Source organism: Bacillus sp. NMCC46, assembly GCF_002998465.1.
Taxonomy (GTDB): domain Bacteria; phylum Bacillota; class Bacilli; order Bacillales; family Bacillaceae; genus Bacillus.
Window position 1 is genome coordinate 62,046 of the sequence record NZ_PVQZ01000008.1, and the last position, 15,589, is coordinate 77,634.

Genomic DNA, 15,589 nt, shown 5'->3' on the forward strand with positions numbered 1-15,589 from the left:
GTCTATACTTATATAAAGGAGCGATGAGTCACATGTCTAAGAAGAAAATCAAAACATATCAGCAATTGATTGAAGAGAACAAGAAGGCCATCATGCGCGACCCTAAAATGATGGAAAGTATATACGAAACAATCGACAAAAAGCATCAGAAGCAGCTTGCAGCTGCTGGACGTGAATCATAAACATAAGACGAGCAGTCACAGCTGGCTGCTCGTCTCTTTTGTCTTTTTCAACAGAAAGAAAAAAGCCGATAAAATCTATGATGTGATTTTATCGACTTTTGTTTTAATGTGATTTCGCTACACGGTCCTGCTTCATTCCTAAATAAATGAGCATATATGTGAGATAACCCATTGTCATTGTTAAACCACCGAAGAAGAACTGAGAAAAGACAGGCTCCTCAAATGTTGTGACAGCAGCAAGAATGATCCAGCTCGCATATAAATAAACCATGAACCATTTCATGTTTCTTTTAAGTGTATACAGAAAGAAAAGACCCGCTAACGAAAAGATTCCCAGCGCTAGTCTGAAATAAACAAGATGATCAAACTGGATGGCAAAAGACACAAACGAAAAAGACAGCAGCAACAAAATTGGTAAAGCCGTAATGAAATTTTTCACGATAGTGCCACCTCCAAGACTCCACCTTATTATAAGACAAAATCAGCCGGTTATCGTGAAATACAGACTCGTTTTCACAAAGATGTCACGAATTTTTCTTGTTATTTGACACAATTTTTACACATTTACATCACGTTTCCAAAAAAGAATCCAAGCCGTACCAACAAAGAAAACAAAATGCGCCCCCACCATAAATAGAGAAAACAAAGGGCTCATGCCATGGAAGGGCGGCGGTCCTTGAAAGCTGTACTGAGTAAAGTCCGTATTAGCAAAAAGCAGGATTTTCCCCCACTGATTTTCTAAAAGAGACATAATAGGCACAAGTGATTTCGCCGCATATAAAACAAAAAACGAGGTCACAAGCGCAACGAGGCTGTTCCTAAACAAGCTGGAACACATAAAAGCGAAGCTTGCCATCATCATCACTTCCACCCACTGAGATCCGATAACAGCAAACGTATGCTGAAATAATCGTCCCGTACTTTCATCAAATTCAGTACCAAAGAAAATAAGGCCAAATAAGAAAGCTAATACATAATAAAAAACAAACAAATATATGACCGTCAGCACAAGGGTGATGTATTTTGACAGGAAAATTTGCAGCCTAGTTTTGGGCCGTATCAATAAAAACTTGATTGTTCTTTTTTGAAATTCTGTTGAGATCAAGGTCGCGCCAATGACAACTGCGAGCACCTGTAAAATAAATACGACATTCGTGGAATAAGCAAAATAGTTGGCGACAGTGTCTTGTCCACCAAAGCTGGAAATGACTCGTTTCAACGCTAGAGCCATCGCCAATTGAAAAACAACGATCAATCCAAGTGCAATGAATGTGATCTTTTTCCTCATAATTTTCTTATGCTCATTCTTGATGAGTTGAAGCATCTGCCGTCCCGCCTTCCGTCCATTTCATAAATGCCTCTTCAATTGATGGCTTTTGAGGCGTCATTTCAAGTACATCAAACCCAGCCAGAACAAGCTGTTTGTTCAGCTCAGGCACTTGTTCTTTGTTCAATTGAAGTAATACACGCGCTCCATTTCGTTCATATGTATAGGCCTGCGTGTCGAGCCACGAAACCGCCTTTTCCACTGGCTGAATATTCATGAGTATCTGTTCTTTCCCCTCCATGTCCCGGAGCTTCGCACTGGCTTTGATCTGTCCTTTTTGAATGATGATCATGCGGTCACATAGCTCTTCTACCTCATGCAATAAATGTGTGGCAAATAACACGGACGTTCCTTCTTCTCGTACGAGCATTTGCAAGTGCTCCCTGAATTCCTTCATACCTGCAGGATCAAGTCCATTTGTCGGTTCGTCTAAAATCAGCAGGTTCGGCTGATGTAATATGGCTTGTGCAATCCCAAGCCTTTGTTTCATCCCCAGTGAATACGTCTTCACCTTCTGATGAATGGCGTGCTCCAGACGAACTCTTTTCACCACTTCCTGCATGCGTTCTTCCGTCACTCCATCGTGCATCGCCGCATATAGTTCAAGGTTTTCAAAACCTGTTAAATAAGAATAAAATTCGGGATTTTCTATGATCGCACCAACAGATGACATTGCGTGTAGAAAATCCTCATCCTGTGAATATCCATTGATCATGATTCGGCCATTGTTTTTTTTCATCAAACCAACGATCAAGCGAATCAAGGTTGTTTTTCCAGACCCATTTGGTCCTAGTAAGCCGACGATTTCTCCTCTCCCTATTTCTATAGATATATCTTGTAAGATCAATTTCCGACCAATTCGTTTATCGACTTTCTCTACTTTTAGAACAGCAGACTGCAACGTGGTTCCTCCTTCTGATGTAAAGCCTATGGCGGCAAATAAGACCGCTCATTCTGTTAAAAGTATATCACGCATGACAAGAGGCCCATGAAAAAAAGGGCTGATCGAGTCAGCCCTTCTTTTACATTACATGGATAGGTTCGGTGATGCTGCGTCTTTCTCGTGTTTTTTCTCCGTTTCTGTCACAATCACCGCACATGCGGCGTCACCTGTAATATTGACAACGGTTCTTGCCATATCTAATAAGCGGTCTATGCCAAGGATGAGCGCAATGCCTTCAACAGGCAGATTCACAGAGTTCAGTACCATAGCGAGCATGATGAGCCCAACTCCTGGCACACCCGCTGTGCCGATACTTGCTAAGACAGCCGTTAAGACAACCGTCAGCATTTGGACAAGCGTCAGTTCAACTCCATATACTTGTGCGATAAAAATGGTCGCGACCCCTTGCATAATCGCTGTGCCGTCCATATTAATGGTTGCACCAAGCGGCTGTACAAAGCTTGAAATCGGCTCTGGCACCTTCAAACGTTTCTGGGCTGTTTCCATTGAGACTGGCAGGACTGCGTTACTGCTTGATGTACTAAATGCGACAACCATTGCTGGAGAAAATCCTTTGAAAAACGCCATCGGATTTCGCTTCGCTAAAATGGCGACAGTTGACCCATAAGTCAGGAAGAAATGCAGCACGAGCGCAACTAATACGACCGAGAAATAGAGGCCCATCGCTTTCATCGCATCAAATCCCTGGCTGCCAATTGCGGTTGCGATCAAACCGAATGTTCCGTACGGTGCGAACTTCATCACTATGCCGACAAGAAACATCATTAATTCATTTCCTTGTTCAAACAGCTTTAGCAAACCTTCCGTCTTCTTCCCAAGCATGGCAATGCCAAGGCCTAAAAACACACAAAAGACGATGATTTGAAGCATGTTCCCTTCAACTAAAGATTGGACTGGATTGGTTGGAATGATGTTGAGTAGTGTTTCTGCCATTGATGGGGCTTCCTCTGCGGAATAATCAGCCGCTTTCGTATCAAAATTACCGAATGCTCCCGGCTTGATCAATAAGGCCAATGAAATGCCAATGATGATGGCAAAAGTAGTAGTAAGTAGAAAATAAGTAATGGTTTTTGCGCCGATTCTGCCAAGCTTTTTCGGATCACCTAGACCTGCTACACCTAGTGTGATGGAAAAGAATACGATCGGCACTACTAACATTTTAATCAAGTTTAAGAAGATTTGACCTAGAGGCGTAAATAGATAAGGGTCTAACACTTTGAATACATTCGGAGCAAAAATGTTGAGCAGTAGTCCTGTGATTGCACCTACAAACAAGGCAATAATAATTTTCGTCGCTAGCTTCAATAAAATCTCCCCTTCCTCATCAAAAAAGACCCACAAGAGAGTTTTCTCGTGGGTCTTTGTTTCCATACACGTACCACTGTTTACTCTCTTCACGCCGATGAGGTTAGCTGACGGGTTAGGACGAAGAGATGTCCTTTTTTCTCAACAGAGAAAAATTCACCCCAAAATAGTGGGTCCCCCATTCCTTTAGAAGGATTAAGCGTGTGGTTATTATGATATTTTCATACTATTTATACCTTATTTTTAGAAAATTGTAAACAGGTTCAAATGAACTTTTTAACTACTTTCCTCCTTGTTGGTGACCTCCAAAATATCTAGGATAAACACAAAGATTGGTATACCAATAATGAGTCCCCAAATCCCGATGTAGTGTTCAGAGAAGATCAGCACAATAAATGTGAAGAAAATAGGGAGTTCTGTTTTTGCTGACATGAGTTTCGGGTTTAAGAAGTAGGCTTCAATAGCATGGATGATGACGATCACCAGCACAATATAAAGGACATACATGCCGCCTCCAAGGGTATACGCAATGATGCTGAGTGGAATAAGTGAGATGACCACACCCGCTACTGGGATTAAGCCTAGCAAAAAGACCATGACCGCTAATCCAAATAATTGCGGGAATCCCATAATGCCTAGCGCAATGGTTGTTAAGACACAGTTAACGGTTGCAATAATAAACTGTGCTTCGAGTACCTTTCCAAACGTTCTGGAAAATTTACGTCCAAAGAAGGCTATTTCATGATAGAACACAGAGATTTTACTCGTTTTGAACTTGTTCATGAATTGAATGAGGCGTTCCTTTTCGAACAGGAAGAACATGCTTAATATTAAGGACATAATGACCTGGATACTGAACGTGCTGAAATCTGTTAAGTATGTATAGAGGAAATTAAACCCTTTCTCAAAGTAAGCTGATATTTTAAAATCTCCGAATACGTTGGTGATGACATCAAAGAAGGGTAAATCTTGTGGATGATCTGCAATTTTCTTTCCTAAATGAAATAGCTGCTCCACCTGTTTGGCGATAATTGGCACAAACACGAATCCGCCAAACGTCAATCCACCAGCCAAAAGAATATACAAAATGGTGATAACCGATTTCTGTCCTATTTTCAGGAAGTGACTTAAAAAACCTCTAATGACCTCTTCTAACCGATTCATCAAAAAGGTGAATATGAAGGTCAAGAGAATTAAATTCATCATTCCTCTTAATAGATATAAGGCTGTGGCTAATACTACAAATACAGAAAACCGCTTAACACCGGGTTTTTCGAACAATTTAAAAAATGCCGCCATTACGTTACACACCTGCCAGGACTAAAGTCTATTTTTCATCGGATCTGATATACATTATATCGGATCTTTCTGTAAATTATATAATAAAAGGTCAATAAGGTCTTACGATTCGTTTTAATTTTATCAAGCTTTAATGTTTTTTCTTTTCAGCACAAGAAAAAACCGAACCCCATGTAGAACATAAGGTTTCGGTTTTTAGGTTGTTTTTATACTATACAGCCTGCTTCATATTGCGCATTTCTTGAAGTGCTGTTTTGCTCTTCGCTTCGTCAAATTCACCTTCACTTTTCGCAACAACGATTGTTGCAATTCCATTTCCAATAAGATTTGTAATGGCCCTTCCTTCGCTCATGAATCGATCTACCCCAAGCAGCAGTGCAAGCCCCTCCAGCGGAATGACCTGTAGTGCAGCGAGTGTAGAAGCCAGCACGATAAATCCGCTTCCTGTCACCCCAGCCGCTCCCTTTGATGTGAGCATTAGGACAAGGATGATGGTGATCTGCTGACCGATGGACAAGTCTACACCAAACACTTGTGCCAAGAAGACCACAGCCATCGATAAGTAGATCGAGGTTCCATCTAAGTTAAAGGAATACCCTGTTGGGATGACAAGACCAACCACAGACTTAGAGCACCCGTAGCGTTCCATTTTATCCATCATTCTTGGCAGCACGGATTCTGATGAGCTTGTGCCAAGAACAATTAAAATTTCATCCTTGATAAATCGCAGGTAACCGAACAGGCTGAAGCCATACATTTTACAAATGATGTTCAGCACAACGAAGATGAACAGGAACATGGTCATATAAACGGAGAGCATCAGACTTGCGAGCGGTTTAATCGATGCCAAACCAAAGTGTCCGATCGTATAAGCCATTGCCCCAAATGCACCGAGCGGCGCAGCACGCATGATATATCCAATGATTTTAAAGAAAACAAGTGACAGCTTATCAAGCCACTCAATGATTCCTTTCCCCTTCTCGCCAAGTGCAGCAAGCGCAACACCGAATAAAATAGAGAAGAATAAGACCTGTAAAATATCACCCTTCGCAAAGGCGTCTACCATGTTAGAAGGCACGATGTGTGTGACAAATTCCATCCAGTCGATACCCTGTCCCCCATTTTGGGTATACTGTGAAACGTCCCCTTTTTCAAGCTTGCTATAGTCCAGACCTGCACCTGGCTTCATGATATTTACCACAAAAAGACCGATGACCAAAGCAAGCGTCGTGACGACTTCAAAATAAATAAATGCTTTTCCCCCAACTTTTCCAACCTTTTTCATATCCCCCATCTTGGCAATACCAAGAACAATGGTTAAGAAAATGATTGGCGCGATGACCATTTTAACGGCATTGATAAAGGTGTCACCAAGCGGCTTCATTTCTTTTCCGACGTTTGGCCAAACCATCCCGACAATGATTCCGATAATGACAGCTGCAATCACCTGAAATGTCAGGTTCTTCAAAAGCCTCTTCATAAAAAATCAACTCCCTCACCCTTTGATGTAAACGCTTAACTATTATCTGTAGATAAATGATAGCGGTTTCATCAAAGGCTGTGAAGCTTATGAACATATCGTACATTTTGGTCTTTTTGGTCTCTTAGTCAGAATGTACGATATATTTATTGACAGGCCGGCCAACCCCGCCATATTGCATATCTAATTTCAGCTCGCCTTCTTTCACTAAGAAGTCTAAATACCGGCGTGCCGTGACACGGGCAATGCCGAGTGCATTGGCAACTTCCTCTGCAGACTGCGGGCCTTCCTGCAAGCCCATATAGGCTTTAATTTCATTCATCGTATGCACATTCAGCCCCTTAGGGAGCCAAGTATCCTCCTGCTTAACAGCAGGCTTTCGTATGATATCATCCAGCATCTCCTGAGAAAATTCTGCTGCTGTGCGAATTTTAGATTTAAACGCTTTATAGTTTTCAAGTGATTCTTTCATACGTTCGAACTTAAACGGCTTGATGATATAATCTCGTGCACCATTTTGAAGCATGATGCCAATGGTCTCTTTGTCCTTTGCCGCAGAAATAACGATCACATCCACCTGTATCTTTTGCTTTCTAATGTCTTGAAGCGTCTTCACGCCATCTTTTTTTGGCATATATACATCGAGGACAACAAGGTCTGGACGAATTTCTTTGATCAGCTGGATGCCCTGCTCCCCATTACCTGCGACTGCCGCAACTTGAAAGCCAGGAACACTCTTAATGAACTCTTTATTCACTTCTTGCACCATCGGGTCATCTTCAATTAATATCACCTTAATCTGAGTCATCTGTCTCTCTCCTCTATTGTCATTGGGAATTCGATTGAGAAGGTGGTACCAATGCCGATGCTTGATGTGACTTCTACATTTCCCATTCCTTTATCGATAATCGTTTTTACAATATACAGACCATAGCCTGTTCCGCCTTCTTTGCCGTATGTGAAACCTTTATCGAAAATATAAGGAATCATTTCCTCTTCAATCCCGGAGCCATTGTCTTCAATTAACATCGCGAGGACATCCTCGGTTTGATCAATACTAATAGAAATGCGTTTTGTGTTTCTTTCTACAGTATCATACGAGGCAAAGGCGTTCTCGATCAGATTGCCAAGCAGCTTCGTCATATCATGCTGATCTAAACGCTCAGGGAAATCACGCAGACAGCTATGTTCGTCTACTTCGACCTTTATGCCTAGCTCCTTGCCCCTTCTGATTTTGCTCATCAATAATCCCGCAACGGCATCATGCTGAATGACGCGGTGAAGAAAGTCCATCACATGTTCCTGTTCTTCCGTCGTTTGAAAGGCTAGATCGAGCGCCTGATCGGGTTTACCAAGCTGAATCAGCCCGGCAATCGTATGAAGCTTGTTCATATGCTCATGGTTTTGCACCCGCAGACCGTCAACAAAGTTCTTGACTCCGGTTAACTCCTCTGCCAATTTTGCCGCTTCTGTCCGGTCCTGAAAAATGGCGACCGCTCCGATAATTTTCTTTTTCATGACAATCGGAATCCGGCTGCTCATAATCCGCTTTCCGCTCATATGAATTTCTTCATTGTAAACGGGTTCAGCGCGATCAATGATCTCAGGGAGTCTTGTGTCAGACAGCACATCCCAAATATTCCGGCCTACGACATCCCCTGTCACACCAAAAATTTGCTTCGCCTTTTCATTAAAAATGGTGATCATGTGCTGATTGTCAATGGCGATGACCCCTTCATTAATAGAGTGAAAGGTTGCGGTGCGCTCCTCTAGCATTCTGACAATCTCATGCGGCTCCAGCTTAAACATTTGCTGTTTAATATGACGGGCGAGCAAAAATGAGCCTACAAGCCCAAAGCTGAGCGTCAGCAGAAGGATCATGAGGATATCCCGCTTCATTTCTCCTAATATATCGATCATACTTGGCAGCGTTCTCCCTACAAGGACAACCCCTGTTTGATTAAATTGATCATCCTTCACTGGATAAAAGGCTCTGATGGCTGTCCCAAGCTCTCCCTCTGCTTCTGAGAAATAAATATGCTCTGCAAAAGCAGGCTCTTCATCTGTGCCCTCCGAGCGCTGACCAATCCTTGTTTTTACCGGATGCGTTAATCTCACATGATCCATATCCATGACGACAATGTAGTCAGCGTCTTGAATAATCCGAATCTCTTCGATGGCATGCTGTAATCGGTTACGTTCCTTTGTTTGATCAGCTAACGCCTGCTTCACCTCATTCATCTCAGCCACTGTTCTCGCCGTGTTCATGAGCCTTTTTCGAAGCTCTCGTTCCTCTGTTTGCTGGATTCCCCCAACAAGGACAATTCCTCCGATTAAAAGGGCGAAAATGACAACGAAATATGTGAGGATGGTGAGCTTCCATCTAATAGATAATTGTTGTAATTTCAATCGATTTCTCATCATTTTTTCACCTGTATCTTTACGAATTCTTCCTCGGTCAAGTATGCTTGACATAAGGGGGATCGGACGCATGAAGAATTTACTCGCCTATACACTATTGCTCATAATCGGTTTTGTAACCGCTTTATACTTTGGTTTTTATCATATGATGCCAAAATCAGCGACGACCTTTGATGATGAACAGACAGGGCTGAAGGATCAGCTTGTGTTCAAATTTAGCCATGTCGTGGCAGATAATACACCAAAAGGACTTGCCGCAAAGAAATTTGCTGAGCTTGTGCACGAAAAATCTGATGGGAAGATCAGCATTCAAATTTTCTCCAACGGGAGTCTTTATTCTGATATAGAAGAAATTAATGCACTCAAAGAGAATCAAGTTCAATTTATTGCCCCGTCTACCTCGAAGCTCGGCATGCTGTCCCCTGAGTGGCTGGCTCTTGACCTTCCCTTTGCTTTTTCTAATTATGATGCGGTTCAAGAAGGCCTACACGGTGCAATTGGACAAAGATTGTTTGGCACCCTGCAAAAAGACGGGCTAAAGGGAATGGCCTATTGGACAAATGGCTTTAAGCAAATCACCTCTAATAAAGGTCCAATCAAACAGCCTGGTGATTTAAAAAACCAATCTCTCCGCATTATGCAAAGCGATATGATTGAAAAACAATTCAAACTTCTTGGCGCAAAGCCCTATCAGGAATCGTTTAATTCAACGTTCCAGCTATTAGAGACAAAAAAAGTAGACGGTGAAGAAAATACCATTTCAAATATTTATTCAAAAAAATTCTATCATATACAAGACTATATGACGATCAGTAATCACGGGTATTTGGGCTATGTGGTCTTAACAGATCAATCCTTCTTTGAACGCCAGACACCTGAAACGAAACGAATTTTACTTGAAGCCATGGAAGAAACAACAGCTTGGAATGAAAAACATGCAGAACAGATGAACAAAGATCAGCTGGAGGACATTAAACGAGAATCGCCGATTGCCATTCATGAATTGACGCCAGCAGAAAGACAAAAATGGGTGAAAGCCCTCGATCCTTTGTATGAGGAAGCCGAAAAAACCATTGGTTCCACCCTAATCAAGCAGATTCGCGAGCTGCGTGCGCGTTATGAACATTCTCCTATCCATGCTTTTCAAGATGAGGATGAGACCAAATAAAAAATCCCTTTGAGAAAGGGATTTTTTATGCACCAGATTCACTCTGTTCTTGCTGCGTGAGCTCTTCTAATCTTGTGACAATTCTTCGCTTTCGGTATTGCATCATGCCTGTTTCGGCAATACCTTTTAGTTGTGAGCGGTTGGAAACTGCGCCAAACAAAATGCCTGCTATGGGAACAAGCTGAAACAGCTTCTTCCAGCCAAACGAATCCCGGTAATTATACACCACTTCACGCCACCCTTGGATTTGGGAAATCATGTTTTCGTGCTTTCCTTCTGAAGCTTGATAGCTCCTCAGCTCTTTTAATATAGATTTCTTCCCAACCACATCAGCAGAGTTCAGCTGTAAGCATTTAATGATGAAGACCCGCTCTTTCTTGTTTTTAGGATCATAGCCATAGGTGACGGCAATATCCTGTAATGTTTTAAGGGAGAGACCCAGTACCGCAGGAATATCTGCTGCCAGCGTAAACATACCGCCGACACCAGTTGTCGCACCTTGTACCGTGGCGAGGTTCGTCCTGTTTTTCCCCATATGTTCACTAATGGCATCCATGATTTCAATAGGAGCTTTTTCAATATCTTCTATGCGCTGAATGGAATCATCAGCACATTTCTTTTGAAATTGATGGATGATGCCTTTTTCTGATGTCAAATAGGCACCGCCTGATTGAATGTAATGCCCCATTTCATCAAGCAGCACACCGATTTTTTTCTGAATAAAGGCAGGCGTCAGCTTGTCCAGCATTTGAAATGGAAGGCGGCTGAGTTTCTCCCAAAACCATACCTTTTGCTGGTCTTTCTCCCACTGTTCAATCTCCTTTAATTGTGCTTTTAGCCACTCTTTTTCCTCCATGCCATTTGCCTCCTTAGATGCCGCTCAAGTATTTGTTTGTTATTATACACAATCCTTGTCCATCATACGTATAGAACATTGAAGCGGTTTCGAAAGGTTTGAAACTTTTTCAAAACGGTTATTGCTTAATACACAAACAAAAAGAGGAGTGATCAACATGTTAGGATTTCTGATTTCATTAGTTGTGGCGATTGTCATCGGCCTTATTGGCAGTGCACTCGCTGGAGGCAGTGTACCAGGAGGATGGATCGGTTCAATGATTGCCGGGCTTGCAGGTGCTTGGATTGGTCATGGATTACTTGGAACGTGGGGTCCTAGTCTGGCAGGCTTTGCGATCTTTCCAGCAATCTTAGGAGCAGCGATCTTTGTCATTATCTTAAGCCTGATCTTCCGCAGTGTGGGATCAAGGGTATCTTAAAAAAACGAATAACAGAGGAAGCAGTAGGGACACCGTCTAAGAGGCGGTGTTTTTTATGTGATGGATTGACAAGGTATCTATTTTTTTCACTTACATATGATAAACAAACCTATTAGTTCAGATAGTTGACTTTTCATGAAGATGGGCATATGATGATTAAAAATTGCATCAAGGAAACTTTTTGTGCCAAAGCAAAACTTTGTAGAATCTAGGTGATGACATATGACAAACAAATACATCGAGGCACAGGCACACATGTCAGCGGCAGCTGAGCGTGCACTTGAAGGAAAGGTCAAAGGATTTAGAAGGCTCCTTCCTTTTCTCGGCCCTGCTTTTATCGCAGCCATTGCATATATTGATCCAGGAAATTTCGCCACCAACATTGCGGCTGGCTCCAAATACGGATATCTCCTTTTATGGGTCATTCTCATATCAAATCTCATGGCTTTGCTCATCCAGTCCTTATCCGCAAAGCTTGGAATCGCGACAGGTAAAAACTTACCTGAAATCGCACGTGAAGAGTTTCCAAAACCCGTTTCAATCGGTTTATGGATTCAGGGAGAGCTCGTCATTATTGCCACGGATTTAGCTGAGTTTATCGGGGCGGCACTTGGTTTATACTTGCTTTTTCGAATCCCTCTGCTTGAAGCATCTATTATCGCCGCTATCGGTTCATTTGCGATATTAGAGCTGCAAAGACGAGGCTATCGAGCATTAGAAGCAGGTATTACAGGCATGCTGTTCGTTGTCGTGATCGCTTTCGCTGTGCAAACCTTTGTCGCCAAACCAGATATCGCAAGTGTCGCTGGCGGACTGTTCATTCCAAAATTTGATGGCGCAGACAGCGTGCTGCTTGCAGCTGGAATTTTAGGTGCCACTGTGATGCCTCACGCAATCTACTTACATTCAGCTTTAACCCAAAGAAGAGTCGTCGGCAGAACGGAAAAGGAGAAAAAGCAGATTTTCCGCTTTGAGTTTTTAGATATCCTCATTGCGATGATAGTCGCCGGGGCCATCAATGCCAGCATGTTGATTGTGGCAGCCGCTTTATTTTATAAAAATGGTCTCTTTGTTGAAGATCTGGATGTTGCGTTTCAGCATTTTGGTACACTCGCAGGGCCTGTATCAGCCATCTTATTTGGTGTAGGTCTGCTTGTAGCCGGACTATCCAGCTCTTCTGTTGGTACACTGTCAGGCGATATCATTATGCAGGGCTTTATTCAATACCGAATCCCGCTATATGTCCGCCGGCTGATTACCATCATTCCCCCTATTGCGATCATTGCATCTGGGGTGAACCCGACCTCCGCGCTTGTGATGAGTCAGGTCGTCTTATCCTTTGGTATTGCCTTTGCTTTAATTCCGCTCATTTTATTTACAAGTAAAAAGCGAATTATGGGCGAATTAACGAATGCCCGCTGGGTGACAGGAATATCTTGGGTGATAGCAGCTCTTGTTGTAGCACTTAATCTTTTCTTAATTGTAGATACGTTTATGTAAAAGACAGTGTTGAGCTGTCTTTTTCTTTCCATTTGGTTATGGTAGAATTCCCCTGAGAGGATGTGGGTTCATGTTTGTTTATCAGGATCAAGAGATATCCATGCGGCTGCTTGAGCCAAGAGACGCAAGAAGTCTGTATTTGCTCATTCAGCGGTCGAGAGAGTATTTACGTGAATGGATGCTTTGGGTGGATTCAACGCAGACAGAGGAAGACAGTATGGCGTTTATCCAAAGCGCCATGCAGCAAGCGATGCAGAACAACGGTTTTCAAGCGGGCATCTGGTCACATGGAGAACTCGTCGGCATCATTGGCACCCATCAAATTCATTGGATCAATAGGACCGTTTCAATCGGCTATTGGCTCGGAGAAGGCTATCAAGGAAAAGGCACCATGACAAAAGCCTGCAAAGCGGTCATTCGCTATTTATTTGAAGAGTGCGGACTGCACCGTATTGAGATTAGGGCTGCTGTCGACAATCAGAAAAGCAGACGCATTGCAGAGAGATTATCCTTTTCGCTTGAGGGAATATTAAGGCAATGTGAATGGCTGGGCAATCGCTTTACCGATCATTGTGTGTACGCCCTTTTACAGCCTGAATATATGAAACAAAAAACGTATTCGATGAATCAGCCCACTTAATTGTGTCGATTGCATGAATTATTTTACAAAGTGAAGCTTTGTAGTATCCGTTGTGATCGGCATCTGATAAAATAGAAGGAAAAATCGAGGTATGATGTATGTCTCTTATTATTTTATTTTACTTATGGATTGTCCCTTTGGTATTTGGTATTTTCTTCTCATTCCTAACAAAAAAAGCCACCTACAAACGCCGCTTTGTCCCATCCTATAGCATGGTAGGACTCAGCATCGTTTTTCTCATTCTGGCACTCGTCTTTTCAGCCAGCCATTTTCTATTTATTTGCGGTATGTTCCTATTTGCCACAACCCTTGTCGGCACAGGCATCCCTTTATTCTTAGCCTTTGGAAAAACACCATCCTAAACAAAAACCACCTTTTCGCGATGAAAAGGTGGTTTCTTTTTTATTGAAGCGGCATTCGGTATGTAATCGTGGCATTTGGATGTTCTTCAATCGTCTTCATCATGTCTTGAAGAATCTCGGCTGCGCGATCATTTGAGTCATACTTGCCGAGCATCTTTGCCCAAGAAGTACTTCCCAAGATCATCCCTTCAATTTTTTTCCCGCTTACTGTGATTTCTTGGACATGAATTAGAGTTTGCTGGTTTTGTGTGAGGATCCATAGCATGGTTTTTATTCTCCTTTTCAATTTGTAATGATTTCTACTTGATTTCTTCTCATTTTAAGCTTTTTTAACTGATAATTCATGTGACCTTTTGAAATAATATAAACCATTAGTTTTGTATGTGACGTTTATTCCAAAGATTCTTTTAATAAATCAAAGTTCCTTCACCATATTCATCACTATCGAATCATTTTCTAAACTCCGATAAACACAAAAAACCTTTAAAGACATTTAGCCATCAAGGTTTTTGTATTTCATAATACTTTAATTCAATGCATCTTCTAATGTTTTCTTTTCATGTTCTAACATACCACTTATGATAATACCACAAACTACTTCTTCTTTATCCAAAACAAATCCTACTGTATCATTTTGTAAAATAGACACTGCATCATTTTCTGAGAATGAAATTAATACCCTATCCTTCCCTATATATACGTCTAATTTACCTTTTTCGTCTATATAGGTATTATCATTAGATTCTTCTATCTGAAAACTCGGTACACCTTTAACCATATTTATATCTCCCATATCTAATTTCAAACTTTCCATTTTGTGTACATTTTCACTTAACGTTAGTGTAATTGAACGAATATTACCTGTATATTTCCCTAAACCTATTTCAATTAAAGATTTCTTTAAATCTCCAGTTCTCCAATATATCGTTGGCTCTTTTGATATATTCCAACTACCAAATTCTATATTAATCGGTGTATAAAGATCATATTCAATGTTTATAGGTTGGCTGTCTTTATAATCTATTACTTTTAACATCATCATTTCTCCTTTTAAGGCATATACACAGCATGCTTTATTACTGGTAGTAATCCGTCTCCCCGGGGTTTACTAAATATTAATTCCCAATTACCTACCTTCATAATTTCTTCATATTTAATTCCTTGCTTAGCAGCATTGTTAACAGAGCTTTGGAAACTCGACAATAAAGTTTGACTATTTATCGGCATACCATGTGTAGTAGCATCTCTTGTTATATACTCAACCATATGTTTTGTTCCATTTGGATGCACCCAGAACTTTCCATCTGCTGTTGCTAATTCAAAAGATTTTGGGATTTTTGTACCTTCATAAAGTGGTTGAGTAACTTTTATATTCCTCCACACTGTACCATTATCTACATTTTTAGCAGTACTTTTAACCCCCATCTTCCCATGAAACCCTTTCGCCCCAAACGGCAAAAGCATTCCAAGCGCTGCGTTCATGCTCGCTTCCTGCTGTTCTTTCGAGACCTTATTTCCAAACATATCTCGCCCCGTAATCGCTTCACTGAAACCGTTGGTGGCGGTGAGGCCATATAAGCCTTTTTGTGATGTTTTTAAGGCGTCAAAGGACTTTTGTGACGTCTTGTAGACGTCGACTGCCCTGACTGCGGCTGATGTGGCTTGAG

General features: G+C 41.7%; 17 protein-coding genes, 1 pseudogene and 1 riboswitch. Of the genes and pseudogenes, 6 read left to right on the top strand and 12 right to left on the bottom strand.

The window, feature by feature from the left end; translation table 11 throughout:
* Positions 1-32 precede the first annotated feature (32 nt).
* Positions 33-182 (top strand): Fur-regulated basic protein FbpB, encoded by a 150-nt coding sequence (fbpB, locus tag C6Y01_RS17720; RefSeq protein WP_003214266.1) that lies wholly within the window; start codon positions 33-35, stop codon positions 180-182.
* 103 nt (positions 183-285) lie between these two features.
* Here fbpB and C6Y01_RS17725 read toward each other — a convergent pair whose 3' ends face one another.
* From C6Y01_RS17725 to C6Y01_RS17760, 8 genes are all read right to left on the bottom strand, one after another.
* Positions 286-621, bottom strand: a complete 336-nt coding sequence (locus tag C6Y01_RS17725) for a hypothetical protein (RefSeq protein WP_034663975.1) — start codon at positions 619-621, stop codon at positions 286-288.
* A gap of 117 nt (positions 622-738) precedes the next feature.
* On the bottom strand, positions 739-1,506 hold the full coding sequence (locus C6Y01_RS17730; protein ID WP_034663976.1) for an ABC transporter permease: 768 nt from the start codon (positions 1,504-1,506) through the stop codon (positions 739-741).
* Positions 1,484-2,410, bottom strand: a complete 927-nt coding sequence (locus C6Y01_RS17735) for an ABC transporter ATP-binding protein (protein WP_106038586.1) — start codon at positions 2,408-2,410, stop codon at positions 1,484-1,486. Before C6Y01_RS17735 ends, C6Y01_RS17730 begins: the two co-directional genes overlap by 23 nt.
* Positions 2,411-2,536: 126 nt before the next feature.
* A complete protein-coding gene (locus C6Y01_RS17740; protein WP_095286244.1) occupies positions 2,537-3,778 on the bottom strand; it encodes a dicarboxylate/amino acid:cation symporter in 1,242 nt (413 codons plus the stop codon).
* Positions 3,779-3,856: 78 nt separating this feature from the next.
* Positions 3,857-3,990: riboswitch (cyclic di-AMP (ydaO/yuaA leader) on the bottom strand.
* A gap of 64 nt (positions 3,991-4,054) precedes the next feature.
* Entirely contained in the window at positions 4,055-5,077 is a 1,023-nt protein-coding gene (locus C6Y01_RS17745) for an AI-2E family transporter (RefSeq protein ID WP_034663979.1), read from the bottom strand.
* A 211-nt stretch (positions 5,078-5,288) separates the two neighbouring features.
* The gene (gene dctP, locus C6Y01_RS17750; RefSeq protein WP_034666695.1) at positions 5,289-6,557 is read right to left on the bottom strand and encodes a C4-dicarboxylate transporter DctP; all 1,269 of its coding nucleotides are present in this window, start codon (positions 6,555-6,557) and stop codon (positions 5,289-5,291) included.
* A 124-nt stretch (positions 6,558-6,681) separates the two neighbouring features.
* Positions 6,682-7,365, bottom strand: a complete 684-nt coding sequence (locus C6Y01_RS17755; RefSeq protein ID WP_095286232.1) for a response regulator — start codon at positions 7,363-7,365, stop codon at positions 6,682-6,684.
* A complete protein-coding gene (locus C6Y01_RS17760) occupies positions 7,362-8,981 on the bottom strand; it encodes an ATP-binding protein (RefSeq protein ID WP_034664453.1) in 1,620 nt (539 codons plus the stop codon). Before C6Y01_RS17760 ends, C6Y01_RS17755 begins: the two co-directional genes overlap by 4 nt.
* A 67-nt stretch (positions 8,982-9,048) precedes the next feature.
* Between C6Y01_RS17760 and C6Y01_RS17765 the strand changes: the two genes are divergently transcribed.
* Positions 9,049-10,146: a DctP family TRAP transporter solute-binding subunit gene (locus C6Y01_RS17765; RefSeq protein ID WP_034663982.1), complete on the top strand. Its 1,098-nt coding sequence runs from the start codon at positions 9,049-9,051 to the stop codon at positions 10,144-10,146.
* 25 nt (positions 10,147-10,171) lie between these two features.
* Here C6Y01_RS17765 and C6Y01_RS17770 read toward each other — a convergent pair whose 3' ends face one another.
* Positions 10,172-11,002: an EcsC family protein gene (locus C6Y01_RS17770; protein ID WP_095286236.1), complete on the bottom strand. Its 831-nt coding sequence runs from the start codon at positions 11,000-11,002 to the stop codon at positions 10,172-10,174.
* Between the two features lie 157 nt (positions 11,003-11,159).
* Here C6Y01_RS17770 and C6Y01_RS17775 point away from each other — a divergent pair, with 157 nt between their 5' ends.
* From C6Y01_RS17775 to C6Y01_RS17790, 4 genes are all read left to right on the top strand, one after another.
* Positions 11,160-11,420 (top strand): GlsB/YeaQ/YmgE family stress response membrane protein, encoded by a 261-nt coding sequence (locus C6Y01_RS17775; protein WP_034663984.1) that lies wholly within the window; start codon positions 11,160-11,162, stop codon positions 11,418-11,420.
* A gap of 222 nt (positions 11,421-11,642) precedes the next feature.
* Positions 11,643-12,920, top strand: coding sequence for an Nramp family divalent metal transporter (locus C6Y01_RS17780; protein WP_034663985.1), 1,278 nt, complete (start codon positions 11,643-11,645; stop codon positions 12,918-12,920).
* A gap of 70 nt (positions 12,921-12,990) precedes the next feature.
* A complete protein-coding gene (locus C6Y01_RS17785; protein ID WP_095286238.1) occupies positions 12,991-13,560 on the top strand; it encodes a GNAT family N-acetyltransferase in 570 nt (189 codons plus the stop codon).
* Between the two features lie 98 nt (positions 13,561-13,658).
* Entirely contained in the window at positions 13,659-13,922 is a 264-nt protein-coding gene (locus C6Y01_RS17790; RefSeq protein ID WP_034663988.1) for a hypothetical protein, read from the top strand.
* Positions 13,923-13,962: 40 nt separating this feature from the next.
* On the opposite strand, the gene C6Y01_RS17795 is transcribed toward C6Y01_RS17790, so the two are convergent.
* From C6Y01_RS17795 to C6Y01_RS19325, 3 genes and pseudogenes are all read right to left on the bottom strand, one after another.
* Entirely contained in the window at positions 13,963-14,187 is a 225-nt protein-coding gene (locus tag C6Y01_RS17795; RefSeq protein ID WP_034663989.1) for a hypothetical protein, read from the bottom strand.
* Positions 14,188-14,448: 261 nt separating this feature from the next.
* Positions 14,449-14,958: a hypothetical protein gene (locus C6Y01_RS17800; protein WP_095286240.1), complete on the bottom strand. Its 510-nt coding sequence runs from the start codon at positions 14,956-14,958 to the stop codon at positions 14,449-14,451.
* A 14-nt stretch (positions 14,959-14,972) separates the two neighbouring features.
* Positions 14,973-15,589, bottom strand: a pseudogene (locus C6Y01_RS19325) (T7SS effector LXG polymorphic toxin); the annotation flags it as partial.